Origin of the sequence: Endozoicomonas sp. ALB091 (assembly GCF_049310265.1) — a bacterium.
Taxonomy (GTDB): Bacteria; Pseudomonadota; Gammaproteobacteria; order Pseudomonadales; family Endozoicomonadaceae; genus Endozoicomonas.
Window position 1 is genome coordinate 1210580 of record NZ_JBLYNQ010000008.1, and the last position, 26280, is coordinate 1236859.

The 26280-nt window shown below is 46.3% G+C and carries 24 protein-coding genes and 1 pseudogene; 9 read left to right on the forward strand and 16 right to left on the reverse strand.

What is annotated here, in order from left to right:
* The first annotated feature begins 208 nt into the window (after positions 1-208).
* The 3 genes from ACO6UX_RS21595 (at position 209) to ACO6UX_RS21605 (ending at position 1825) form a co-directional block, all read left to right on the forward strand.
* Complete coding sequence (locus tag ACO6UX_RS21595; protein WP_422450358.1) at positions 209-775, forward strand: TIGR04219 family outer membrane beta-barrel protein; 567 nt, start codon at positions 209-211, stop codon at positions 773-775.
* Between the two features lie 361 nt (positions 776-1136).
* Positions 1137-1475, forward strand: coding sequence for a type II toxin-antitoxin system Phd/YefM family antitoxin (locus ACO6UX_RS21600; protein WP_422450359.1), 339 nt, complete (start codon positions 1137-1139; stop codon positions 1473-1475).
* A gap of 2 nt (positions 1476-1477) precedes the next feature.
* Positions 1478-1825: a type II toxin-antitoxin system RelE/ParE family toxin gene (locus ACO6UX_RS21605; RefSeq protein ID WP_422450360.1), complete on the forward strand. Its 348-nt coding sequence runs from the start codon at positions 1478-1480 to the stop codon at positions 1823-1825.
* A 252-nt stretch (positions 1826-2077) separates the two neighbouring features.
* Here ACO6UX_RS21605 and ACO6UX_RS21610 read toward each other — a convergent pair whose 3' ends face one another.
* Both ACO6UX_RS21610 and ACO6UX_RS21615 read right to left on the reverse strand, forming a co-directional pair.
* The gene (locus tag ACO6UX_RS21610) at positions 2078-2371 is read right to left on the reverse strand and encodes a type II toxin-antitoxin system RelE/ParE family toxin (RefSeq protein ID WP_422450361.1); all 294 of its coding nucleotides are present in this window, start codon (positions 2369-2371) and stop codon (positions 2078-2080) included.
* Positions 2371-2640 carry a CopG family ribbon-helix-helix protein gene (locus ACO6UX_RS21615; RefSeq protein ID WP_422450362.1) on the reverse strand — a complete coding sequence of 90 codons (270 nt, stop codon included), beginning with the start codon at positions 2638-2640 and terminating at the stop codon, positions 2371-2373. Before ACO6UX_RS21615 ends, ACO6UX_RS21610 begins: the two co-directional genes overlap by 1 nt.
* A gap of 498 nt (positions 2641-3138) precedes the next feature.
* On the opposite strand from ACO6UX_RS21615, the gene ACO6UX_RS21620 reads away from it, so the two are divergent.
* Complete coding sequence (locus ACO6UX_RS21620) at positions 3139-3351, forward strand: type II toxin-antitoxin system VapB family antitoxin (protein ID WP_422450363.1); 213 nt, start codon at positions 3139-3141, stop codon at positions 3349-3351.
* A gap of 133 nt (positions 3352-3484) precedes the next feature.
* On the opposite strand, the gene ACO6UX_RS21625 is transcribed toward ACO6UX_RS21620, so the two are convergent.
* Entirely contained in the window at positions 3485-4048 is a 564-nt protein-coding gene (locus tag ACO6UX_RS21625) for a Uma2 family endonuclease (RefSeq protein WP_422450364.1), read from the reverse strand.
* Positions 4049-5215: 1167 nt separating this feature from the next.
* On the opposite strand from ACO6UX_RS21625, the gene ACO6UX_RS21630 reads away from it, so the two are divergent.
* Together ACO6UX_RS21630 and ACO6UX_RS21635 are read left to right on the forward strand one after the other, a co-directional pair.
* Positions 5216-5470: a type II toxin-antitoxin system Phd/YefM family antitoxin gene (locus ACO6UX_RS21630; protein ID WP_422450365.1), complete on the forward strand. Its 255-nt coding sequence runs from the start codon at positions 5216-5218 to the stop codon at positions 5468-5470.
* Positions 5467-5739, forward strand: a complete 273-nt coding sequence (locus tag ACO6UX_RS21635; protein ID WP_422450366.1) for a Txe/YoeB family addiction module toxin — start codon at positions 5467-5469, stop codon at positions 5737-5739. The genes ACO6UX_RS21630 and ACO6UX_RS21635 overlap by 4 nt, the downstream gene beginning before the upstream one ends.
* Positions 5740-5905: 166 nt before the next feature.
* On the opposite strand, the gene ACO6UX_RS21640 is transcribed toward ACO6UX_RS21635, so the two are convergent.
* The gene (locus ACO6UX_RS21640) at positions 5906-6859 is read right to left on the reverse strand and encodes a KpsF/GutQ family sugar-phosphate isomerase (protein WP_422450367.1); all 954 of its coding nucleotides are present in this window, start codon (positions 6857-6859) and stop codon (positions 5906-5908) included.
* A 376-nt stretch (positions 6860-7235) separates the two neighbouring features.
* Here ACO6UX_RS21640 and ACO6UX_RS21645 point away from each other — a divergent pair, with 376 nt between their 5' ends.
* The 3 genes and pseudogenes from ACO6UX_RS21645 to ACO6UX_RS21655 all read left to right on the forward strand — a co-directional run.
* The gene (locus tag ACO6UX_RS21645; RefSeq protein WP_422450368.1) at positions 7236-7487 is read left to right on the forward strand and encodes a BrnA antitoxin family protein; all 252 of its coding nucleotides are present in this window, start codon (positions 7236-7238) and stop codon (positions 7485-7487) included.
* A gap of 97 nt (positions 7488-7584) precedes the next feature.
* On the forward strand, positions 7585-7833 hold the full coding sequence (locus ACO6UX_RS21650) for an AbrB/MazE/SpoVT family DNA-binding domain-containing protein (RefSeq protein ID WP_422450369.1): 249 nt from the start codon (positions 7585-7587) through the stop codon (positions 7831-7833).
* Positions 7830-8132, forward strand: a pseudogene (locus ACO6UX_RS21655) (hypothetical protein); the annotation flags it as partial. The gene ACO6UX_RS21650 and the pseudogene ACO6UX_RS21655, both read left to right, overlap by 4 nt.
* Positions 8133-8177: 45 nt before the next feature.
* Here the strand turns inward: ACO6UX_RS21655 and ACO6UX_RS21660 are convergent.
* The 12 genes from ACO6UX_RS21660 to rfbD all read right to left on the reverse strand — a co-directional run bounded on the left by ACO6UX_RS21660 (position 8178) and on the right by rfbD (position 26279).
* Positions 8178-9209 carry a hypothetical protein gene (locus ACO6UX_RS21660; RefSeq protein WP_422450570.1) on the reverse strand — a complete coding sequence of 344 codons (1032 nt, stop codon included), beginning with the start codon at positions 9207-9209 and terminating at the stop codon, positions 8178-8180.
* A 61-nt stretch (positions 9210-9270) separates the two neighbouring features.
* On the reverse strand, positions 9271-12363 hold the full coding sequence (locus tag ACO6UX_RS21665) for a glycosyltransferase (protein WP_422450370.1): 3093 nt from the start codon (positions 12361-12363) through the stop codon (positions 9271-9273).
* 188 nt (positions 12364-12551) lie between these two features.
* Positions 12552-13718: a nucleotide sugar dehydrogenase gene (locus tag ACO6UX_RS21670; protein WP_422450371.1), complete on the reverse strand. Its 1167-nt coding sequence runs from the start codon at positions 13716-13718 to the stop codon at positions 12552-12554.
* A gap of 57 nt (positions 13719-13775) precedes the next feature.
* Complete coding sequence (locus ACO6UX_RS21675) at positions 13776-16235, reverse strand: glycosyltransferase (RefSeq protein WP_422450372.1); 2460 nt, start codon at positions 16233-16235, stop codon at positions 13776-13778.
* A 71-nt stretch (positions 16236-16306) separates the two neighbouring features.
* Positions 16307-17023 carry a glycosyltransferase family 2 protein gene (locus ACO6UX_RS21680; protein ID WP_422450373.1) on the reverse strand — a complete coding sequence of 239 codons (717 nt, stop codon included), beginning with the start codon at positions 17021-17023 and terminating at the stop codon, positions 16307-16309.
* Positions 17024-17034: 11 nt separating this feature from the next.
* Positions 17035-18531, reverse strand: coding sequence for a hypothetical protein (locus ACO6UX_RS21685; RefSeq protein WP_422450374.1), 1497 nt, complete (start codon positions 18529-18531; stop codon positions 17035-17037).
* Positions 18532-18651: 120 nt separating this feature from the next.
* Entirely contained in the window at positions 18652-19041 is a 390-nt protein-coding gene (locus ACO6UX_RS21690) for a capsular biosynthesis protein (protein ID WP_422450375.1), read from the reverse strand.
* 30 nt (positions 19042-19071) lie between these two features.
* Positions 19072-19959, reverse strand: a complete 888-nt coding sequence (locus ACO6UX_RS21695) for a glycosyltransferase family 2 protein (RefSeq protein WP_422450376.1) — start codon at positions 19957-19959, stop codon at positions 19072-19074.
* A gap of 191 nt (positions 19960-20150) precedes the next feature.
* On the reverse strand, positions 20151-22211 hold the full coding sequence (locus tag ACO6UX_RS21700; protein ID WP_422450377.1) for a glycosyltransferase family 2 protein: 2061 nt from the start codon (positions 22209-22211) through the stop codon (positions 20151-20153).
* Positions 22212-22390: 179 nt separating this feature from the next.
* Positions 22391-24079 (reverse strand): hypothetical protein, encoded by a 1689-nt coding sequence (locus tag ACO6UX_RS21705; RefSeq protein WP_422450378.1) that lies wholly within the window; start codon positions 24077-24079, stop codon positions 22391-22393.
* A gap of 75 nt (positions 24080-24154) precedes the next feature.
* Positions 24155-25234, reverse strand: a complete 1080-nt coding sequence (gene rfbB, locus ACO6UX_RS21710) for a dTDP-glucose 4,6-dehydratase (protein WP_422450379.1) — start codon at positions 25232-25234, stop codon at positions 24155-24157.
* A gap of 178 nt (positions 25235-25412) precedes the next feature.
* Positions 25413-26279, reverse strand: a complete 867-nt coding sequence (gene rfbD, locus ACO6UX_RS21715) for a dTDP-4-dehydrorhamnose reductase (protein WP_422450380.1) — start codon at positions 26277-26279, stop codon at positions 25413-25415.
* Position 26280 lies beyond the last annotated feature (1 nt).

A 26280-nucleotide genomic window follows, 5' to 3' on the forward strand; every position in this document is an offset into this window, starting at 1 on the left:
GACATTTCAGCAAGCGCTGCCGGCTTCCCGCCACCCGCTGCCCGAAAAAGCCAGGCCGCTTGTACTTTTCCGGCCAGCAGCCAGAGGCCAGCAGCCAGCAGCCAGAGGCCAGCAGCCAGCGAGCTCAACAAGTCTCAGCCAAATGCGGAACTTATTCCGGTACAATTCCTAATTTCTATCTTAACCGCGTAAAACGAAGCTTACTCTGATGAAAAAAACAATCAGCTTATCTTTGCTATTACTCACCAGTACCCTGACCCAGGCAGATATTATCGGTGCAAAGGCCGGACTGGACTACTGGCATACCAAAGACCACGGCAAAGCGGGCTCCGCTTATGCCCAAATCGAGCACCCTGTGCCTCTACTGCCCAACGCTGCCCTGCGTGCAACTACGCTTGAGGGCGATGGGGACGGTTTAAACAATGTAGACGCTTACGGCTATTACGAAATTCTGGACAATGACCTGGTATCCGTTGACCTGGGCGCAGGCCTGCATCATATCAATGGCAGTCGTTATTACGACGAAACCCTGCCCATGGTAGTTGCCGATGCCGAATGGTTCCCGGGCAGCCGGATTTCATACTACAGCAAACTGAACTACGCAAAAAACGCCGATGCCACCGTAACCGACATCAGTGCCGGAGCCCGTTTCCAGTTGCTGTCCGCCATTTATCTTCAGGCCGGTTATCGCCATTATGATATGAAGACCGATAATGGTAATGGGCATTCAGATACCATTAAAGGACTCACTGCAGGGCTGCATATTGATATGTAATACCAATTCCACCTTCTAAATATGATAACGAGCAAGTCATTTTGGACCGCTGGGCAAGGCGGAATGACGAGTAATAGCAGGGCTATTGCGAGGAATTCCAACGAAGATCCAGCGGTTCAAAATGGCTGCGCAGTTCATATTTAGAAGGTGGAGTTGGTATAATAGTTGCCCGGCTCGAATCATGACAATGATTTGAGAACCTCGAATAGGATGTTTCACCTCCGGCAGGCTTCGGTATGCATTCCCACGCGGAGCATGGGAACAGCATGGGAGCGATGTTGTGCGTTGTATGGGTATTAGCGTTTTTCTGCACTAGACTGTATAAAGTCTTAATTAAGTCTTACTGTAGAGGAAAACTCGGATGAAACTCTCACAACAAGTCAAGCCCATCAGCTACCTGAAAGCCAACGCAGCCGAGGTACTGAAACAGCTGCAAGAGAGCCGGGAGCCGCTGGTGATCACCCAGAATGGTGAAGCCAAAGCCGTTATTCAGGATATCCACAGTTATGAAGCATTGCAGGAAGATATCGCCCTGTTAAAACTGCTGGCCCTGGGCAAACGACAGCTGGCCGACCATGACACTGTTACGGCAGACAGTGTCATGGCTGATATCGATCAACTCCTGGTGGATGACGCTCCTGATAATAACAGGGGCGATAACAACAACGATGATGAACCACAAAACAGTGCAGGAGAATAACCATGACAAAGGTTATTCTCACCCAGGATGCCCGACAGGACATACTGGATATTATCGCCTACACCAGAGATCACTTTGGCAAACCCCGGGCAGTGAAATTACGACAGGCTTTTAACTCCGCCTTGCAAAGCTTCAGGGAACAGCCCTATAAAGGCGCCAGAGTTCCGGAACTGAACCGGTTCGGGAATACCGAATACCGGCAACTGTTAAGGAAGCCTTTGCGTATTATTTATCTGATCACTGAGGCCGCAACAGAAAATAACCAGGGCATCATCATTGCCATATTGCTTTGCGCCGATGGGCGGAGAAATTTCAGTACATTACTACAACAGAGGCTGTTCAGGCGTTAAAGTCCGTTCCGAGATTAAAAGTTTCCATCTACATGGTGTTGATGCCAAAGGTCATGTGGTTATCAAAAAGAAACTTAAGCGCAAAGCACTCTTGTCCTTTATTGCCAATCTGCCTCAATGCGCTATTGGCATTGAAGCCTGTGGAGGTTCACACTACTGGTGTCGTAAATTCACTGAACCCGTTTATGACGTTCGTATCATGGCTCCCCGGTTCGTAAAACCGTCCTCGCTACGGGGTCGCCTAGACGGGCGCTATTCTCGGACAGCCTCTTGGCGCTCCTCTCGTGTGTGCCAGAGCCTCAAAATATAAATGGTTGAGTTCTGGATTTCATAGCGCATCTCATACTGCCCTATCAGTATCTTTCTGACTTCTCTGGGGTCAAAAGCTTCAAGTCTTTCACCGAGCCTTGGATTTTCCAACAGGCTGGCAGGGCTGGATGTCAAAGACTGAACTGTTTTAGCTGCAGCCTGCTTATTTACAAGAGCTAAAAAATCATACAGCCGCGACAAATCAGAGAGGGCTTTACTCGTCCACTTAATTTCCATTAACGCGGCACCGGCAGGGGGTTTTCAGTTCCAAGACTTTCTGCCCACTCTTGCACGGCTTGATGATCGATCACAGCATTTGCGTCTACATCTGCCAGTGCTTCCCGGGTTAGTCTGTCCCGTTCCTCTTCTTGATCAATCCAGGCGGATAGAGCCTGTTTGATGATCCACCCTCGTGACCGCTCAAGTCTCAGAGCAAGCTGTTCCACTTTTTCGGCCAGAGGTAGTGGCACATGGGCAGTAAGTACCTTCGTGTCTTTTTGAGTCATAATAACCTCACTCTTGATCAGGTGTTAATAACTATGAAAAATAGTGATTAATTATGATTAAGTCAATAGCATTGTCAGGTTTGGGTATACCTCAGCTTTACGTCAGGTAAATAAGCAAAAACTGTCAGAATAGGCTTTCATTTCTAGTTTCTGGACACTTGTTCAGGCAGATCTATGACCTAAACCTGACAGCATCAGCCCTTAAAGTTTGAAAATAAAGACAACGGGCTCAACAAAACCTCCCAAGTGATGATCGTTGACACCCTGTAGAAGTACGGAGTTTTACGCTCATTCGATAAAAGCAGACAAAATCAGCATTTCGTTTTGCCTATAAGGAAAAAGGTTTCAGGTTCAATCCCAGTGCCTGCAAAACCACCAACCATGTTTTGAGGATCGGATTCCCTTGCTCACTGAAAGAACGGTAACAATACAGCCATTGGCAATGGATGAGCAGTCTAGTCTGTTTTTTGTATAAAACATTGTGTAGGAGTTGATGATATGCCTTCAAACCTCGCTTTAGATGATGACTCGATTGACCAGGTCCAGAAACTGGGCGGCTATAAAACCAAAAAGGCCGCCGTTAATGAAGCACTTGCCGAATTTATACGCCATCGTAAACAGCTGGAACTGCTGGATGATTTCGGAACCATTATGATTGGCCCGATACTGCAAGAAGTACTAACCGGCATTAAACACCATGGACTGGATTGAATAAACCAGCGACGATGTGGGCTGGGTCATGAAGCGCGGCGACGTCGTTACCGTCTCAATCAAGGGAGACTATGGCAAACCAGGGCCAGCCTTAATCATCCAATCCAACCTGTTTCCAGAATCAACCTGCACGCTATTGATACAAGTCAACCATCGGCAAATCCAGCCCAATACTGCCAAGGGTGATAACATCGTTTTCTACATAGGTAGCAACCACCTCAAAACGCCCCTTGCGCCACATCCGTTTTTCGATCACCGGATAATCCGGTTCGATGACCAGGTACTCACCATTGGTAGCCTTGAGGACATGCCCATACTCCGTTGATTTATAAACCCGGTCAGTAAGCTCCGTACTTTCAGAAAGGACTTCAACCAGCACAGTGGCAGACTCACACATATCGTCAAACCTGCGATTCTGCTCGCAGGACACCATAACATCCGGATACCGATAAGATTTCACAAAGGCGGATTCAACCCTCAGTTTCACATCCGATGCAAAGACATCACAGGGCTTACCCACCAAGTGATTGCCCAGCAAACGAGTGATATTCGCAATCATTCTTCCATGGCTAATCGTACCGCCCGCCATGGCCAGTACATAACCATCAATATACTCATGCCGTGTTTCGGGGGATGCTTTCTCATGGGCCAGGTAAGCCTCTGGTGAAACCAGAGCATGGCTGATTTTATGTGGCATGATGTAAACCGTCCTGTAAACCTGAGTAGCAAGTATATCTGTAATCCATCAAGTTCACCCCTTCCCTTGTTTTCGTTTTTCCTTGATGCGGTGGTTTGGTGGTCGCTTCCAGAAGCCGCCACCGGAGGGCCCTCCTCCATCTCAATTACAGTTACGAGCAGACCGACTCTGCTCTCGTGACACACCAGACCCGGACGAGCCCAATTAAGGCATCCGGTTCCTCACAGTTACTGGCTCACTAAATGGTGACCATGGTAGTACTGATGCTGGATTCTTGGCGGTGTCAGGGGGAAACGTTTCAGGAACTGGGAAAATTTCTCCCACGGAAAATTGCAAAGCCACCCCTCTGGGTTTTACCCCAGAAGTGTGTGAACCCAGGAAAATCAAATTTGATCGGAAGTCCACGACGCTTGCTTTCCTTTCGATATTGAACCCGAAAGTCAATTCTCTGCGTCTTTTCCGGATGCAGCGTTAAGCCATGGCCACCAAAGCGTTTAGGCAGTACACGCTCTACTTGACAACAGTCATCAAAGTTTGGATTCGCTTCCGGACTCCTGAGTGCTGCTTCATATTCGCTTCGCCGGGCTTGAAGCAAACCTGACGACCGGGTTCTTTCCAGCCATAGAACCAATGGCTATTTAACTCAGGTCAGCACTGGATCTCGCAGGTTCCTGAGAAATCCATCCTGTACCTTTGCCCCGGTCTCTGACTCCGGCCGGACTGATTCTGTCTCACCAAATCGACATTTCAGTGTTGCCCCCACCTCTTGAACAATGAAGCCTCCAACAAAGCGTCAATTTCGGAGTTCAATCCCGCGGCTTTAGTACCTGCTGTTTACGCTTCACAACCAGAGTTACCCCTGGCTATGCAAAACTCGCTTCCGGCTGATGGTTAATCTTTACCGGGTGGGAGTCGAACCCACTGGATTTCAACGAATAATTTCAGTTTATAAAACCTCCCACATTCTCAGGCTTCGCCTGTCGCGATCAAGGCCCTTTTCTCGTACATAGCCTGACAGTCAGAACCAATAAGGAAATCAATACCTGCAACCCATTCATCAACAGAGTCATTGAGTGAGGCCAAGGATCAAGCCCCTGGGTTTTCTTGCCAAATAACAAGAGCCAATTATACTTGTACCTTATCACGTACAAGTATATGGGCAATAAAATGAATGTGGTTTCCTACACAGAAATGAGAAAAAACCTCAAAGCGGTGCTGGACAGCGTTGTTAATGACTCGACCCACACAATCATTCACCGGCGTGACGCAGAAGATGCGGTAGTTATGTCGAAAGAAAGTTACGACAGCCTGATGGAAACGCTTTATCTGCTCTCGTCACCTGAAAATGCCCGTCGGTTGAAATCCGCCGCTGAACAATTCAAAGCCAATAAGGGCATCCAAAGGGATCTGCCTGAATTATGAGTACCCCGAAAAAAATCACGTTAAGCTGGGTAGAAGAAGCATGGGAAGACTTCCAATACTGGCTGGACAACGACAAACCAAAAGCCAGGAAGCTAAGAAAGCTCATTAAAGAATGTATGCGTAGCCCCTTTGAAGGCACAGGCAAACCTGAGCCCCTGAAAGATAACTTTTCAGGATTCTGGTCGCGCAGGATTGACCAGGAACATCGATTGGTATACGCCTACAGTAACGATAACCTGTTTATACTCCAGTGCCGCTTCCATTACTGAAACCCTGACGTTACAAACACAACCCCGGAGCCCCGGCACTGGCAACCCCGCGGCTGCCGAGCAAGCATCTTACTCACCGTGAAATAATGCAGGCCAAAATAATCGGCAATCGCCTTTTGGTCATATAGTTTTCAAACAACCTCTTAAAACAAAAAAAGCACAGTTATCAAGCAGCCCAGTCAATCAGACCAACAACCTGTCCCTGTTCGTCTGTTGCTACAAGACATTTTACATGAGCTTCTCGCATTATGACTTCTGCATCCACTAACTTAATATCCTGAGAAACAGACACCGGGTTAACACTCATAATATCAGCTGCCAACATTCCCTGAATAGAACTGTGGTCTACCAGCACCCTGCGCAGATCACCATCAGTAATAACGCCAATCAGCTGGCCATTATCATCCTGCACAAGAGCCAGACCGGTACGAGCCTCTGTCATGGTAAAAACAACATCGGTAATCGCAGCAGCGCGATGTACAAACGGCAGCTTATCTTTCTGCATAACATCCCTGACACAGGTCAGAAGACGACGCCCCAGACTTCCTCCCGGGTGGAAACGGGCAAACTCATGGGGTTGGAAGTTACGTGCCTTGATCAGCGCAACCGCCAGCGCATCTCCAATAGCAAGCGCCACCGTTGTAGATGTTGTTGGTGCCAGGTTATTTGGGCACACCTCTTCAACCACGGAACCATCCAAAACCACATCCGCATTTTTTGCCAGAGTTGAATCCAGAGCTCCAGTAATAGCAATAATTTTAGTGCCAAAACTCTTCAGTGATGGAATCAGTTTAAGGACCTCATCGGTTTCGCCACTGTAAGAGATCAATACAACCACATCCGCTTTTTCATCAAAGCGGATCATACCCAAGTCACCGTGAAAGGCTTCACCAGGATGCATAAAAAAGCTAATTGTACCGGTAGAAGCCAGAGTTGCAGCAATCTTGCGGCCAACCAGACCAGACTTACCCATACCACAAATCACAACACGGCCCTTACAATTGAGCATCAACGCAACTGCAGACTCAAAAGACTCATCAACCCGTTCACTCAAAGAAATCAGAGCTTGCCCTTGCTCACGCAGAGCACTGGCAATCACCTGGCGCATTTCAAAAGACATATTCCCCCCAAAAAATCGGTAAACGATATAGCGTTATTTTTGTAAAATATTTCTGACTCGTTCGAGGTCAGGTTCAGTATTACGGAAAGATTACTTAATATGTTCACAGCAATATGTCTGACACCCGCCAGTATTTCAGACTCTCCTTGACTTCCTTCAAGAATCAATACTCCAGCTTCTTTGACCCCGGTATCTTTGACAAGCCTGGGCTTTGGTTTCATCTACTCAAATAAATGCTAACCTTTGAATGTGTGTACAAATGTAAATACTGGCATCACCATGCAATGCGAGTGGGATGAAAGCAAGAATCAGGCAAATATTGCAAACACGGCATCGCCTTTGAGGACGCTGTCGATATATTCAATCACCCAATACTATGAAGAAAACATCCGGTACTGACTGGGAGCGCCTCAATACCATGAGTGATGAGGACATAGACTCTTCTGATATACCTGAACTGGACGATGAATTTTTCCAACAGGCCGAGTTGCACCTGCCGGTGAAAAAACCAGTGACTATCCGACTGGATGCCGACGTTCTGGAATGGTTCAAGGGTCAGGGGCAGGGATATCAGACCCGCATAAACAATTTGCTGAGAAAATATATGGAAACTCACCAGACCCGTTGAATCACCGTGCAAGCATCTTACTCATCGTGAAATAATGCAGGCCAAAATAATCGGTAATCGCCTTTTGAGTATTAATCAAAATACAAAAGAAAACCAAATGCCTAAGTTAACCACGAAAAGACAAGTGACGATCCCCCAGGCCATCTGTGAAAAACTGGGTCTTGAGCCGGGAGATAGAATTCAGGTATTTGAACGGGATGGTGTTGCCCACCTTGTCAAAATGACCGATCAGCCTCTGGTCGGCACCTTGAGCAATTGTCATAATGCAGTACCTGATATGGATAGGGCGCACCTCAAATCAGCCATCAGAAAAAAGGCAGCAAAAAAACTCCGGTGGCAAGAGTGATCGCTGTCGATAACAACGTTCTGTCGCGCTACCTGTTACACCCTTCTGATGACCGAAACCCGCAATGGCAAAGTCTGAAAGCGATTGACATTATCAATTCAGCAGACAGTGTTTTCATATCAGACATTGTGCTGTCTGAGGTAAAATGGGTGATGGATACCGTGTTTGAACTTGATAAAAAACAAATACACCAAACTCTTTTCCAGCTGACCAGTCAACAGCAATTCCGATTTGAAGACTGGAATGCCCTGCACTGTGCCCTAATAGATTATCAGACCTATCCCAAAGTTGATTTTTCTGACTGCCTGATTGCAAGACAAGCAGCCAGTAAAAACGCAGATACCTTATACACCTTTGAAAGTTCGAGAAAACTCTGCACCTTGCATTTCTTTTCTCAACTTCTCCGCCTTTTTATACATATCCCGACAGTCAGAACCAATCAGGAACTCAATACCTGCTACCCATTCATCAACGGAGTCACCCAATACCAAGCCTGCACCAGCATGCTCAATGTCATCCGAACAGGAAAAGCGGCGTGAATAAATACCGACGGCTTTCTGACGACAGATGTCAAGAAACTTGGTATGGGAGCGGGCCAGATTAAAGGGTGTATCAGCCAGAGGAGCGAGACCTATATCCATGGTTCTGGAAGAGGTCAGTGCCAGATAATCAGGCCACTTCAGCGGATGAAGAACAGTCACACGAGGAATACCCCGGCACGCCTTGTAAAGCGCATGGTCACCGATAAATTCAAACCAGGTGCCTTGATTCCGGAGTTGAATCTGCCGGGTTACTTCCAGCACAAACTCCCAGTCTTTCTGGTGGGAGCTGGTGCCGTGGTAAAAGCAGCGGGTTATCTGTTGGGAGGATTCAAAAACAGGCTCAACAGGAGACAAGATTGCGCTACTGGCCAGGTTATATTTTTTGGCCAGACAGGGTGTTGAAACCAAAATCTTGCTACAAAGATTTTCAAGAAGAGGCGTTGCTCGTTTATACCAGCCAGTCATGCGTTTCCGGTAGCGGGCTGGCAAAGTCGCGTCCAATCCCGCAGCTGGAATATCGTCATCTATAAACCATATTACGTCAGATAACGTACACTTAAAGGCATCAAGCTTCTTTAGTACTTCTACAGGCACATCACGAACAAGAATAAGAGTACAACCTTCCGATATATGCTTTTTTAATTCATATAAAGCGTCACTGGAACAGGCATCTATCTCTGTGTAACCAGCACCTTTGGCCTTGCGACTTCTAAAATAGAACTCAACAGTAGCTGACTGCAGGTTACCAAGGATCACAATCTTCCCGGTTGCCTTTTTATCATAACGTGCAGAAGGGCTGACTAGCTCTTTTGTTTTGGTTGAAAATCTGAACATCACTCAAAGTGAGCCATATACCTTCTCAGAACTGACTCCTGATCACTATCTGGCAACATAGCTAAAGTACAGTAAAATTCAGTGAAAAATCTTCCCTTCGCTGGGTCAGATTGGGATGATAATAAGGATCAGAAGCCAGTTTGCCAGCCCACTTGTTTTTCATGAACTGATACTCTTGCTCAAAACGAGCCTTCTTCTCGGGTGTGTCATCCTGCCCACGGCTGACCGACTCATGATGGTATAGCTCAGCAAACGATGTCCATAAATTTCTGTAGCCAGCCTGCCTGACTTTCAGGCAAAAATCCACATCATTAAATGCAACCAGCAGGTTCTCAGCATCCAGCCCACCAACTTCCCGGTAGATCGCTTTTTTCACCAACAGAGCTGCCGCCGTTACCGCCGACAGGTTTTGAACACAGTTCAATCGATTCTGAAAACCCGCATCGCCACGTCTGAAATGCTTATGAGAATGTCCGGCCACACCGCCCAAACCACTGATAACACCGGCATGTTGAATCGTATCGTTAGCGTAATAGAGCATCGCACCCACACAACCGATGTCTGGACGCATGGCCTGGGATACCATTTCTCTTAGCCAATCGGGATTAATGATTTCCACATCATTATTAATCAGCCCAACAACGTCCCCGCTGGCTTTTTCCACCGCAAAGTTATTGATTGCCGAGTAGTTAAATACATCGTCATAGCGGTAAACAGACACCTGCTTATGTCGGGAAATATCATCCAGGTAGGCCAGCGTTTGCGCACAGTCAGACTGATTATCAATAATCAGAATTTCAAAATTCCGGTAACTGGTTTTTGCCAGAATGCTATCCACACATTGCTTCAGAATCTCATAGCCATTGCGTGTAGGAATAATCAAGCTAACCAGAGGCTCAATGGGTAAAGGCCAGATAACACGATAACTCCGCTTGTTTTCCAGATAGACAACCTCGGCATTCACATTCTTAACCGTAGCCAGGTAATCTTTGCGGACTTTAATAGCCGTATTCCCACTGTGTTTTTGCTCACCGCCTTGTCTGTTACTTGAATAGCGATGACTGACCATTTCTGGAACTCTTTTCACCTGCTGATCGTTTGCCAGTGCGCAGACTCGCAATACCACATCATAGACTTCATAGCCTGTAATACCTGAGCGGAAGCCTCCTATGCCATTCAATGCCTGCCGATGGATAGCAATACAATCGGAGATATAATCCTGAGCGAGCAACAAATCGGGATTCCAGCCTGACTTGAAATCGGGAGTATGGCGCATGCCTTTGTGATCAATCCGATCCTGATCACCATAAACAATAATGGGTAGCAACCCGGATGCGTTAGAAGAAATAGCTTCAGCAAAAGAGAGTAACGCCAACGCGGATAACGCCAAAGCTGGATCAGGCACCACAAGATACTCACCAGAAGCCCGCTGGCAGGCGCTATTCAGATCCTCGCCATTATCAGCCGTTTTGGTCAGTACCTGACATTTAATACCGTACTGTTCAAATTGACTGGCAATGGCCAAAGCCGAAGGCTGATTACCCCCATAAGCGATAATCATCACCTCAAAGTGTCGGTATACTTGAGCAAACAGCGATTCAACAAGTGCTGGGACAACCCGCTCATCACCAGCAATCTGTATGATGATTGAGAACCGAACGTTACTTTTCAACTGCGCAAGTCTGCGCTCAATAGCAATGGGATGAAAACGGGATTCATCATACCACTGCAACCATTCACTATAATTTGTATCCGACGAACTATGGCGAAAACATAAGCTATACCGTTTAACCAATTCATCCCTGGTTAAATAAGAAAAATCTCCCGGAAAGAAGCTGCTTACCTTCTTCAACATCAACTGGCGGGCAAAGCCTGGCGTCAGTTTGGAAAAACTGAGCGCCTCTACATTAAACAGGGCGATCTCTTCCGTCGGATCAAAGCGCAACCCTTTCACTGGCTTAGGGAAATAACAAACCCGCTTAACCGCTTTGCCTTTATGCAGGGGCAGGTAGACTGCCGATTCTTCCCCCATGCCCTCGCCATCATTGATATAAAGCTTGCCATGAAACTGTGGCAAGTTACCCTTTACGCTGACGGTGAGCATATACCAGCCATGCAGGACAGCGCCGGAATGTTTCAGCATAAACGCCGGATCTTTGCCGGTTGCCTCCCATCGATACTCACCACTGGCTGGTTTCACATCTGAATACGGAACCAGGGAAAACTCCGGCTGCCGATCCAGCCAGCGGCCAAGAGCGCCTGTTCTGGCAATGAACTTACCTGCCGCGCCTTGCATGACCGACAATTCTTTTTTGTATTGCAACAGATTTAATTGATAACGAATCTGCTGTATTTCCCCGGCAAGTGGCTCCTGAAAGCGCTCCATAATATGGCTGGTCTCATGATTCATATCATGGGCTTTAAAAAAACCGTCTTTGCGCAGCTCACTAACCGAAGCCCGCCCTCTTTTCTGTTTACGCTGCTTGAACTCCTCGAACGACTTGACAACATAGTGGTTGATCCTCAGCGGCGACCAGTCCACCGTTGTACTGCAGCCATGTTCGTTGTGCTCGGAAAAAGCAAACGGCTCCCCATTTGACTTAATGTAACGCCCTTTTTTCAGTGCCGCTTTATGGGGATTAAGCATCTGTGCACAGAATTCAGGCTTTACTATGGTTTTGATATGCCTGTTCACCCCGGTGACCTGCCGTGCACGCTGGGTAAATCGCCGGGAAACCGGCTCATCCCGAAACTCGCTCTTACCGGATGAACCATAAATCGCCCAGTTAACAGCGATAGCCCCAACACAATCATCCGCCATAAACGGCGCAAGATACTCCCGTACACTGGTACCCTGTGCCGGAACGACAAATTCATCAGCATCAATAAATGCCAGCAAATCCACCCTGCCTTTTACAAGGTTGAGCATCTCATTATAAGCAGGAACCTGGGGGCCTTTATTATCACGGGTCGGGTACTCGATACGCTGAATCAGACCCACCTCATCCAATGCTTTCAGCAGCTCGGTGGAACCATCATCGCTGATATTGTCGGCAATAATGAACTGATCAAACCCTACCAACCGGTGATAAGCCAGCCATTCAATGATGTAGGGGTGCTCATTCTTAAAAATGGCTGCGATGGAGAGTTTCATGGCAAAAAAAGTTACAGGTTAAAAAAAGGTTTAAGCGTTTAAGTGTTTAAGCGTTAAAACGTTAAGGGTGAAATTTGGGTGCTTTTTTAAATCCTTAAACGCTTTAAGTAGGTCATGTTTCAAACAGGTTGAAACGCTGTTTTAAACCTTTAAACGCTTAAACCCTTCTACAAAATCACATGATGATTTTAATCGGAACCAAACAGATCGCGGGTATAGACCTTATCCAGCACATCTGACAGTTCATCTACCAACCGGTTGGAGACAATCACATCGGCGGTCTGTTTGAATTTGTTCAGGTCGGTAATTACCCGTGAGTTAAAGAACTCCGCTTCATCCAGCACCGGCTCATAGACCACCACTTCAATACCTTTAGCCTTGATGCGTTTCATAATGCCCTGGATAGAAGAAGCCCGGAAGTTATCGGAACCGGCCTTCATAATCAGGCGATAAATACCCACCACCTGGGGTTTGCGCCTAAGGATGGACTCGGCAACAAAATCCTTGCGGGTAGTGTTGGCATCCACAATGGCACCAATAATATTGTTGGGCACATCCTGATAGTTGGCCAACAGCTGCCGGGTATCCTTCGGCAGGCAATAACCGCCGTAACCGAAGGAGGGGTTATTGTAGTGGCCACCGATCCGGGGATCGTAACCCACCCCTTCAATAATCTGGCGGGCATCCAGGCCATGCACCTCGGCGTAAGTATCCAGCTCATTAAAATACGCCACCCGCATCGCCAGGTAGGTGTTGGAAAACAGCTTGATGGCTTCCGCTTCGGTGGAGTCGGTGAAGAGTACCGGGATATCGCTCTTCCCGGCGCCTTCTACCAATAGCTGGGCAAAACATTCTGCCCGCTCCGACTGCTCACCCACAATGATCCGGGATGGGTGTAAATTGTCGTGCAAAGCCTTGCCTTCCCGCAGAAACTCCGGTGAAAACATAATATTGTCACAACCCAGCTCCTCTTTAACCCGCTGGGTATAGCCAACGGGAACGGTGGATTTGATCACCATCACCGCATGGGGATTAATCGCCATTACCTGATTAATCACCGCTTCAACAGAGGTGGTATTAAAGTAGTTGGTTTTCGGGTCATAATCCGTTGGCGTGGCAATAATCACAAACTCTACATCGGCATAGGCCAGCTGCGGATCGGTGGTCGCCCTCAAGTTCAGCTCCCGGTGGGCCAGAAACTCTTCAATTTCCGCATCCACAATAGGCGACATGCGGTGATTAATCATAGCCACCTTTTGGGGGACAATATCAACAGCCATCACCTGATGGTGCTGAGCTAACAGAACCGCGTTGGACAGGCCAACATAGCCTGTACCTGCAATTGCAATTTTCATAGGAAACTTTTTACCAAATGGAAAAACAAGAAAAAAACGGTTTGGTTGGAATTACGCTCAACCAAGCCATTGGTCGTAAATGGTTTTCAGGGTTTCAGCAAAACGGGTAAAACCAAAATGACTCACCACCTTTTTTCTGCCAGCTTTACCCATTGCCAGCAGCAGCTCAGGATCTTCAGCCAGAATGGCTACCCGCCGGAGCAGACCTTCAATATCCCCCAGATGCACCAGAAAACCATTGACGCCATTATCAATCAGCTCCGGCAGAGCCCCCCACCGATAGCCAATCACCGGACGGCCCGAAGCCATAGCTTCAGCAATGGTTCGGCCAAAGGATTCCTGAAAAGACGATAAATTCAGAATCACGTCGGCCTGGTTCAGGGCCTGCTGTGGCGTTTGTGAGTAGCCAGCAATCACCAGGTTAGCGGGTAAAGTCGCACAGGCTCGCAAAGCCTCAATATGTTCATTATCAGGCCCGATCAAAATAAACCGGGCATTGGCAATATGACCTTCGGCACGCCGGGCCAGAGTAACAAAATCATCCAGCCCTTTTTTGGGAATATTGCTGCTGACCAGAGCAAAGCGTACTTCAGCTTTTGGTCCCGGAGGGGCATTAAAAGCAGAAGCGTCAACGGTGTTATAAAGCAGAGAACATCGTTCCGGCTGATTGATATAACGCTGGGTACATTGTGAATTAACAATAAAGCCATCGGCCCAGTTCAGGATATTGCTGCGAATCTGGTCAGGTTCAGCCCCCAGTCCTTCACACAGGGCCGGATCGAAACCCGGCAACTCCCGCACATGAACCAGGCCGGGCACCTGTTTATTGCGAGCCGCCAGCAGGGGTTCCCTCAGCACCAGCGTATTGACATGGACAAGATCAACACCATAGGCATCAAGAATGGCCTCAAAATCACGGCTAGCCCGTTCATTGACCGCTCGCTTGCCATGCCACCATAAATAAGGGAAAACAATGGCGGTCGATGCATACTCCAGCAATGCGTCCAGATACTCCCGGCTACCCTGTTCCGGCAGGGTAATAACCAATTGGTAACCCGCCTGGTCTACCGCCCTGGCCATATCCAGGAAACTGCGCTCGCCGCCAAACAGGGTGATACCCGAAGCGTGGGCGCAAAGCAAAATGGTTTTTGCTTCGTTGTCCACCGCTTGCCTGCCGGGGTATACCGGATAATGGTGCAGACCAAAATACTGGCCGGGCCGGTTTATCAGGGCGGGCACCGGAAAAGGCCGTTGCTGTGGATTAAACGACAAATACAAGCCATCAGAACCCTGCTGCCGGTGCCACAGATGGGCCGCATCCATATAATCCTTCCGGACACCGCCAAACTGCGTACGCAGATGGGTCTCCGAGGCCATGGTCAGGCTACCGGGTTCCATTCGGCCAAAAGCCAGGGGGATACCGGGCTTGACTTCAATAATGGACTGCTGCCCATAGGCGGCAATAATCCGATAATAGTACTCCGTATCCGCATTCACCGAGACCCGGTCCCAATAACCCAGCTGATCAAACACCGAACGGCGAAACATCAAAGACGAAACATTCCGGTATATCCAGCTGGCCTCCTGCCGCCAGGTGCCAAACACCAGCTGGCTTGAACAACGGGCCCAGTGGGAAGCGGATGCCATGTGCTGAGGGCTGACCAGCAGCGCCTTAACCTGAAGCTCAATCTTCTGGCAATGGGACCAGTCATCCGCATCGTGGGTGGTAATAAACTCTCCTTTAGCAGCGGCAAGGCCGGTATTTCTGGCAGCATAGGCACCTTGGTTGGTATGGTTAGCCAGTACCCGGATTCGGGAATCCTGCTCTGCCCATTGCCGGGCTATCTGGAGGGACTTATCAGTGCTGCAATCATCCACCACAAGGATTTCGAGTGCCCGCCAGGATTGTTCGGTTAGGGAATGCAGTGCGGTACCCAGTGTCGATTCTCCATTAAAAACAGGGATGATGATCGACACCAGAGGATGGTCAGCCATGTTGCAAGTGAACCGGGATTTACTGACCAGATTATCCAGGCCGAACGGGTGGCCAAGATTCTTATAGTCTGGTAGTACCAAACCATAACGTTTATAGAGTTCAACAAGCGCTATTAAACCATCGCCGTCAGATTGGGAAAAAAACTGCTTTAAGTTGCAGGCCATCAAGTGCCCATCGGGGCAAATACCAAAATGCTGGTTAGCGCAGCACAGAGTTTGCTCAGCACCGGCCTGATCACCATTGTGCACTAATACCGAAAAGACCAGTAAGGTAACCCCGATATGACTTGGTACGCCTTTTACACGAATTTCTGGCAGAAGATTATGGATATAAGATAAAGCCTTGGGCCATTCACCGGTGCTGGCATGCCAGCGAGCCAAAGCCCAATTGGCATAACCCCTATTACAAGCATTTAAATCAGTTACCAGCTTTTCCAGAACTGTTGATTGCCCCTTTTCATAAGCGGTGGTTTGCCATAAGACTTGTTCCCAAAAGATGGCTGCTACTGGTTTTAAGTTCAAACAACACAACCTTGAATGATCGATAAATTTAACACTGCAATGACGATAGTTTTAGAAACATTGCCAATAATTTATGGAGTGATTTTAGTATCCTTAAAATCGAGATATTCTTGGGGAACACCGCAGAAAATAACCTGATTGTCATCAATTAAGTCATACCCAATGGAATCACCTCGAGAAATCAAAAGGTTATACAGTGGGGCGACATACAACTCTGCTTTTTCCCACTCCGACTGTGGGCGACTGGCGTATTCAATAAAACTATTTTTGAATACCTGCATATCAGAAAAATAATACAGACCCGTGCAGCAAAGGTTAGAAACAGGGTTCTTTTCCGTTGTCAGCGCCACTCGGCTATGATCATTTTTATCGAGTTTAATAAACGACCAGTTATCCCCACTGCCTTCAAACACTTCAAGATAACCATCCAGCTTTCCAATAGTCGCTGGGTATTCAAATCCTGGCCGGAAAGTATCAATGTTAAAAATAGTGATGGGCTCATGACCCCTTAACGTTTCAAGCGCCAGATAAACCGTTTCAGCTTGCCCCCGGGTTTCACTATCAAGCACAAATATTCGGTAAGACTTAATCCCCATATTGGTCACTTCCCGGGTGACAAAGTCATAGGTTCCATAAACATCACGGATAATAAAAAGGAACTCTTCAGTGGCAAAGTACCGCTGAAAACTCTCAACCGAGTGACGAAACAGGCTTTTACCATGAGCTTCCAGCATGTACTTAGGCTGGGTATACCCAGCTTTGAAAAAGCGTGAACTCAAGCCCGCCATTGGTATGACAATCATGCAACTTCCTCAAACCGTACCACATCACTTTCTACCAGCATTCTGTAAAGCCTGAGCGCATTGGCAAGCATAGCCACCTGGCCCTCAACCCTGTCTGCATGAAGAGGTAACATTGAAAGGAAAAGGTGAACAGTAATGGCCAGTGTCACCTTTTCCCTCTCTGGGCAACGGGCAAAGAAACATTTTCTAAAAGTTTCCTGCACCACCGACAGGCGTTCCATATCTGGAAATTCTAAATCAAAAGAACCCGTTTCAAGGTTACCGGTCAGCGTAAACCGGTGAGCAATAATCAAGTCATAAAGGCCAATTACGGAGTGATAGAGCTTGGCGATATCGTAGCGGGTATCCCCATAAATGGATAAATTACCCTCATTATCAATGCCCCTTGGATCAATGAGTTTAATTGACTGAACCCGGGCATCATAAAGGATATTGCTGAAACAGAAATCACCGTGGGAGATACCCTCATCAGTTGTCGATGCGGAAGGAATCAGTTTTGCCGTTTCATAAGCAATATCCAGCAAAGGCGGCAACTCAACCCCATTAAAGGTAACCGGTTTGGAAATATCAAAAGACCGTTGTGTAGCAAATTCATCCAGCCTTGCCAATGTTTTGGGCAGATAAAGACTGTTCAGTTTATCCGGTGATGTCGCAACATCAGGTCTGTGGCTTGCCAGAGCCTCATTGACTTGCTTACAGGCATCAAAAATCTGATACCAGACATTCCCCGGTAGATTGCCATAAACAAACATATCGTTCAGTGGCAGTAAGTAGAGGTATTCCAGAGAATAGCTGGCAATCTCTGCTTCGGTATTGTCGCTGACCAGGTGTGGCGTATAGATTCTCAGATTTTCCGGCAAGCTGCGAAACCAGTTGACCTCAGCCAGCATTTTAATGCTCTTATGACTCGCCTTAGACACCACTCGCGGTGTAATGGACATCTCATTAAATGCACGCTGGGTGGTAATCAGCGTTCGGGAGCGGAAAAAGGTATTGATATGACCAAAATCAAACCATTCACAGCTCTCAATACCTTTTAACGGGCACATATGGCTGTAGTACTGCAGGCCAGCAATAAAATCACCGCTGTTTTTTACAATGCCCTGAATAAATCTTTGTGGCTGACTGAATGAGAAATAGCCTGATAAAATCCACTCATCATCCCCTGCCCAGGCATCTTCAATGGCGCCATTAACCAGATTCCCCCGGGAAACCGTGGCCCGGTGATAATAGCCCTGATTCTGGGCAATAGACACCGAATCCAACAGACTAAAATCCATACCACGAATCAGTGTATCGCCGTGCAGGATTTGCAAGTTATCATAACGTTTGCCAGTACTGTTCCAGCAATACAGAACCGATTCGCCAAGGGTCAAACCTTCAGGCACGGGCAAAATACTCACACCGTATTGTTCGAGCAATACCCGTTCATGACGTTCAAGTGGGTAGCCTTCCGGAATGGAAAGGTAGATATCCGAAGATACCTGCGCCAATTGTTCCAGCTGATAAATAAACAGCCGTTGATTCCCGACCGGTAAGAAAGCAGGGGGAGCTGCCCAATCTCAGAAACAAGATCCTGAGAAACATAAGCCCCTGATGTAATTAAAAACATATTACTGCTGGTTCCTGAATTCGACTTCCTTTTCCAGAAGTTCGTTAATTTCATCTAACGACATACGGGAAAATTCGCTAGGTCTGATAGCGCGATCATCGATATAAAAACCTTCATGGCCACACCAGGGTTTGCCGACAATAATTTCATCGTACGGCACTTGGTGTTTATCAAGCCATTCTATGATGGTTGGTAATGTGTGGATGTTTATTTTTCCTACATTGCCTTCATATGTACGCATATTACGTGCAGTGTGAATGGTAATAACAAAACCTATTCTCTTGTACTCGTGGAGCTGTTTTACAAGGTCATAATTTGGTTTTACTTTAAGATAGTTTTTAGTGTTAGCTGTGGTTATTGTGCCATCAAGATCAACAATAATTCTTTTCAAGATATAACCCAATCAAAATTCAAAAAAAAATCAAACTAATGACTCTCTGGATACAGGAATGTCATTCTCGTAACGAACGAGGTATTTAGGTTGTTCTATTTCTGGCTGGAGGATTTTCGGCAAATATAAGTCATGTTTAAGCATGTTTTTAACTATTTCTTTTTTAACATAACTAACACCGCCATCTATATTGTAATTTCTTTCCTGACCAAGCCATTCCCAAAAATCTTTAATTCTATTTTTGTTTTTTGCAACCCAAACTTGATATTCAGACAAAAACCTTCTGTAAAGCAGATATGAATCAGGTTTAACTCCATATATATGAATAAAATACATGGGATCTTTTTCTGGGTTATTTAGATAAAACAACTTGGCCTTTTCTCCATTCTTCCTTTTTAGAATCCCAACATCTCCATACTTTTCTGTTACACCATAAGACATACAGTCTTTTCTTCCTACAAAAGAATCACCGTTCAACCCTAATCTTGCTCTTGATTTGTCATAGTGATACAAATCACCTGAAATATTCAGGCTATGAAGAAGAAATATGTCATAATCGTTTTTTTTGCTTTCGACAACTTTTAGTAATTTTGAGAATGGTGCCTGCTTTTCATTTTCAACATCCATCTCACCAAAAGCACAAAAATCACCATCCCACTTTATAACCCAATCATTTTTAGCCTTACCTAAAGCAAAATTCCTTACATCCCCCAGCTGCATTGGTTCTTCAAGCGCATACAGTTTAACTTTATTCTCTAAATCCTCACTCCTAATGAATTGATTAACTATATCTACTGTACTATCGGATGAGCAATTATCGACCACAATAATTTCGTCTGTATATCCATATATGCTCTTTAATGAATAATAAACATAAAGCTCTTCATTAAAACAATTTACAACTGCACTAAACTTCATAAATCTGAACTCCAATCAGAACACTTTTCTAATGTTTTAAAAAGACATACACACATATTTAGAATAACTTTTAGCCTAAAGCATTATTAATGAAGTAAGGTATTTGGTTTGATTTTTTTTATTTGCCTACAATTGTCAAATAATGAAAATGACAATGTTCGATTACGAGTACCTGACTACTTAAAAAACGTTCAGACAGCTTTTAAAACTACTTTTTTAAAAGTATATTTTCGACAAGAATCTAAATCCGTTTCAGCTATATAAGCCCAATCAATCAAATGTTGCCGAGTCAATGCTTTTGCCACAACTCCAAAATGGTTTGTTTTTTGCGTTCCTAGTTGCCTTATTGAAGTGTTTTCTCCATGTATAACGCGATTGTAGCAAACCTTATTTACATGTTTAAAAGGCCCAACCTCACTCAACTTCAAAAACATATCATAATCAACGGCATTAGTAATTTCTTCATCAAAACCGTCAGTAAGATTCCACGCTCTTGCCGTAAACATCCTGAAATGATGGGCAATCATTGCGGTCGTTAGTTTCTCACGGGAAAATTCAGGCCAATTATACCCTTTGCTGATCAGGTTACCTTGCGGATCAACATTATTATTGGTGGTGTACACACAAGCTAACGAATGATCTTTCAGGAACTCTTTAAGGCAAAGCTCCACCGCATCCGGATTCAAATAATCATCAGAATCCAGCTGGCCAATATAATAACCGCGGCACAATTTCACCGCGCCGTTAGAGGCTGCACCAATACCCCCATTGGTTTGAGTGGTGTAACGTACCCTTGGGTTATGCTCATATCGTTGTTTAATGATCTGTAATGTATTATCGGTAGAGCCATCATCACAGATACAGACTTCGAGATCGGTCACTGTCTGATTCAAGGCGCTTTCTACGCAACGGACAATGGAGTTCTCGCAGTTGTAGGCGGGAATATAGATTGACACCAATGGCACAGGGTTTAGCTCTGCTACTTCCAAAGGCTGTAGTTTGCGGTAGAAGTAAGGAACCTTTCCGGAGCGCAGTTTTTCCGTAATGGCTTTTCCTGCTGCCCGGTCTGTCTCGTTTTCTTTCCCCGGTGGCTCCTGATGGTAGGCCATAGCCCCCATGGCTGATTGGAAGAAGCAGCCTGCACGGTAGAGTCGGTAACCAAACTCACCATCTTCGCCCCCCCAGGCTTCAAAGGCTTCATCAAACCAACCGGCTTTTTCCAGCCATTTTTTGGAAAAGGCCACATTTCCGCCACTGAAAAAACGGAAAGGCGCATTACTCAACCGCAGGTTATCGGTTTCTTCAAAGGTTGACAGTCGCCAATCTACGGTAATCTCCCCTTTCTTGGGACCTCCGGCAATACTGTTATTGGTTTCTACTTCAGGCAGCTTGCTCAGAAAGTCTTTGTCATTCAAGCAGTGTTTAATATTCAGTGTACTGGTATCGACATATTTTCTTGGCCCAACTACAGCGACTTCATTCGATTCCAGCAAAATATCAACATTGGTTTGTACCCAGCTCGGTGATGGTGCCATATCGCAATCAATGATGGAGACAAACTCATAAGCAGCTGTACGAATCCCAAGGTTTCGTACAGCACTTAACCGGTAACCGGTATCTTTTTGCCGTACATATTTAATTTCCAGCAAGGGTTCAAATTGCCGGATGACTTGAGTGATATCCTCCTGGCTGCCATCATCTGCCACGATAATTTCAAATGGGTAATCTGTTTTTTGGTGGGTCAGTGCAGCCAGGGTGACGCTGAGTATATGGGAGCGGTTAAAAGTTGGGATAACCACACTCAAACCAATCTTTTCTGGCGCTGGGGTTTTTCGGTACTGTTTTGCCCATCGATAATCATTGGTTGATTCGGGTAATGGACGAAGTTTAAGGTCTTCTGGCCAGTCTTCAGGAATGGTTCTTACTGGCTTAACTTCTGCATCTGCCGATTTATGGCTTTGCGCTTTTTTGATCTGTTCAATGGCTGCATTATATTCTGAAGTATGCTTGTAGCCTGCTTCATTCCAGAGCATTACCTGAGTAATGGGGTCCAATTTTGCAGAGTGACTTTCAAAATAGTCTGTACTTGTACTATTAACAGCCGGTAGCGTATTAAGCACGAAAACAGCTCGCCCTTCTGTTTGCCCTGTTCGGATATAATGAACAAGCGGGTTAAGTCGAGCTTTCATCACGTCCTGATGAAACTCAAGGTATTTGTTGGTATTAAATTTTGCCGATGGATTTCTTCCCATACGCCAACCCAGGTTGGCATAGTGGGTAGCCGGGCATAGATTGGCTTTTTTTACATCGGGGTACTGTTCAAGGTACCACTCGGCATCAAAGTAATCGGAACTTTGAATATCCCTTAAAATTGACTCAGGCATAACGTTTTAAATAACAGGTTCAAGGAAAATAAAAGTTAAGTAGTTAATCAGGCTTTTTCGATAAATCGGCCTTCATTGCGGCCAAACTGGATGTAATGGAGCAATGGGTTTATCCCTGCTTCTTTAACATCCTGATAGGCATCAAGGTACCAACTGCTATTAAAATCTGGTGAAGGATTATGGCCCTTGTTAGCGCCAAGTATCAGATAGTGAGCAATAGCTCCCGCTTTATATTTTGCCGCTGCCGGATAGGTTTTGGTGTACCACTGGATATCGAACAATCCGGACTGCTCAATCAGTACGATCTTTTCTTTCAATTTTGCTTTGGCAGCCTGTCTTTTTCCCAGTACGTTAAAGTTTAGTGCCAGCCGTTTTTTGTGACTCGCTTTTGCCTCCGATTTTTCTTCAGTGCCGGTAACCGGTTGCCGTTTGATTTGCTGCTCTTTCTCTTCCAGCATGGAAGTCAATATAGCCAGCTCATCAAAACGCTGTTGCAGAGATTGCTCCAGTCGGCGGTGTTCTTGCTTCAGTTCCTCAATGGTCAAAGCGGCCTGTTTCTGATCCGCTTCTAACAACTGGTTATTCTGCTCCAGCCGTTTAATTAACTTATCCTGTTCTGCCAGTTTCTGGTTTGCGCCGGTCAACTCTACCGCTGCCTTTTGATTATTATCCTGTTCGTTTTTTAATTGGTCAGTGAGTTTTTTGATTTCCGCTAATCGGGTTTCCTTGGCCGCTGTCAGGGACTGTTCCAGCGCCTGTTGCAGTTTTGTCTGCTCAACACTGGCTCTCTGTAACTCGGTTTCTGTCTGGTTGAGCAGTGTGGTCAGTTTAGCCAGTTCATCAAAACGCAGCTCCACACTGTTCTGCAACTTATGGTTCTGCTGTTGCGCGGCTTCCCGCTCTTGACAGGCTTGCTGGTATTGGCTGGCAACGGCTGCCTTTTCTTGCTCATGGCTCGCCAGCTCTTCTCTGGTTTGGGAAAGTTCCAGCTCCAGCGCCTTGAGCTGTTTCTTACCGTTAACACTGAACCAGGATTCCCGACAGGCCAGGCCAAGACGGGAATAAACATCCTGCATAATGCGGGCACCGGTGCGGTTAGTGCCGAGGCTCATTAATGACTGGATTTTTACACTTTGCTGCTTACCGGCGGCCACCACCAGCAGTCCATTACCATGAACAAACTCAAAGGTGCTGTAGTTTTTTTTCAGCCAGCGACACAATGGCTTGATCTCTTTTTTCTGGCTGCCATGTACTAGGACAATGGCAGAGTCTGACAGTTTTTTCTCCCACCACTGTTCGCCACTTTTGCCCGATTTTTGCTTCAGTATCAGTGGACTGTTGTATTTTAAGACCAGAAGGTCAAGGCTGCCGTCATCAATATCCTTAATACTGTCCAGGGCTCGTTCGGGGGAGAGAATGGAGAATTCCTGGTAGTGGTCTTCGTTATATCTGGCTATCGCTTCCTGCTGTTGGCACTGACTGTGAAAACCCGCCATACAGAGGGTCTCGGTATTCAGCTTGTCCACTGCCTGGCACAGGGCAAAATAGGTACTGCCCGACGTAACATCCGGATCAAACACCAACTCCGGCTGCTGCGCCTCAATCAGCCAGAAATAAAACGGAATATGCTCAAGCCAGGGCGAATCCGCCATAAAACGCGGACGCCAGAACATCACCCGGGAAGAGAGCGAAGGTAATGAGTTCCGGGTGGTTTCAATCAGTTGCTGGTCAGACATAAGGCCTTTATAACTATTGGAAAGAATCAAATATCGCAGTACCGCTTACACCGGTGCGCTGCGATCCCTGTGGTGTTATTGCTGAATTAACGATTGCCACCAGTGTTCGTTATTCAGATACCACTCTATGGTTTTACGAATACCGGTTTCAAAGGTTTCAGTCGGCCTGAAACCCAGTTCAATTTCTGCTTTGCTGGCATCAATGGCGTAGCGGCGGTCGTGACCTGGGCGATCCTTAACATACTCTATGAGAGTTTCGGATTTGCCTGCGATGGCGGATGTTGCCTTAGGAAAATGTTGATTTAGCTGAAGGCTGGAAGCTGGAAGCTGGAGGCTTTCATTCATTAATTGGCAGATAAGTTTAACGATTTCAATATTGTGCCACTCGTTATGACCACCAATGTTGTAGTTTTCACCAACCTTGCCTTTATTCAGTACCAGTTCAATACCTCGGGCATGGTCTTCTACATAGAGCCAATCACGGATTTGCTTGCCATCACCATAAATTGGCAGTGGCTTGTTGTGCAGGATATTGGTAATCACCAGAGGGATCAGTTTTTCAGGGAAATGGTATGGGCCATAGTTGTTGGAGCAATTACTGATCGTCGTTTTCAGGCCATAGGTTTCATTATAGGCACGAACCAAGTGGTCACTGGATGCTTTACTGGCTGCATAAGGCGAGTTTGGCGCGTAAGGTGTGTCTTCTGTAAATGCCGGATCCGTCAGAGACAATGTGCCATATATTTCATCCGTCGATACATGGTGCAAGCGATGTTCTTTATCACCCAACAGGTTTTCATCCAGCCATACTTTTTTTGCCGCTTTCAGCAGACTGTGGGTACCCATGATATTGGTTTCAAGGAAGGCATCCGGGCCGGTAATGGAACGGTCTACATGAGATTCAGCAGCAAAGTGTACCAGGGTATCCACCTTGTGATGTCGAAGAAGCTCCTCAACCAGTTCGGTATTAAGAATATCGCCGTGGACAAAAGTGAAGTTGGAGTTTTCCTTGACAGGTTCCAGACTGGCAATATTGCCTGCATAGGTCAGGGCATCCAGTACAATAACTTTGTCTTCTTTATACTGGTTCAGCCAGTAGTGAACAAAGTTGGCACCAATAAAACCGGCACCACCGGTAACAAGTAGTGTTTTCATTTTAAAAAGATCTTTTAAGCACGCTACCACCCGTCAAGTTTATAAAGCTTTTTTTATAAAGCTTTTTTTATCAAGCGATGCATTTCTCGAAATAGCGGCGTGTCATAGATTTTCAGCTGACTACTTTAAAAGCAGCAGCTCAAATAAGGTATAGAAGATAACGCAAAGAGTCGTGTGATTACTGCTCTTGAAGTTCATTCAGCATCGCTTTCAGGCAGTTTCGCCAATGCTTAATGGGCATTGGCAACTGATCATAAGCTGACTGCTTATCCAGCACACTGAAGGCTGGTCGTTTTGCAGGCGTCGGGTAAGTAGTTGCCGCAATGGGTTTGATGGGAATAGCCTTTTTCAGCAAGCCAAGCTCTAACGCTTCTTCCTGTATAGCGACGGCAAAATCATACCAACTGGCAGCTCCGGCATCCGTCCAGTGGTATATAGCTTCCAGCTTCTGCCCAACCACATTCCAGCAGCATTCAGCCAGTGTTTTAGCCCAGGTTGGTGTACCGATCTGGTCTGCCACAATACCAAGCTGATCTTTTTCTTTCATCAATCGAAGCATGGTTTTAACAAAGTTATTACCATGGGTTGAATAGACCCATGCAGTACGGATAATTACTGCATGGTTGCCAAGAATACTGGTAACCTGTTCTTCACCTTTCAACTTACTGTTACCGTATACGCTGACAGGTTTTGGATGATCTTCAGGCTTGTAGGGCGTGGACTGATTGCCATCAAAAACAAAATCGGTAGAAACATGCACCATAAAGCTACCTGCATCAACACAGGCTTTAGCCAACAGTTCTGGCCCAACAGCATTCACTGCGTAAGCCAGTTCACTGTCGGATTCTGCCTTATCGACAGCAGTATAAGCGGCTGCATTAATAACGACATCTGGTGTATGTTCTGCAAAGAAATTTGTGACAGCAGCTTCTGAAGTAATATCCAGCTGTTCCACATCAACACAGGTCAGTTCAACACCTTCAGGTGCTGTTCTCGTTAACTCATAACCCAGCTGCCCATTTGAGCCGGTAATCAACACTTTCATT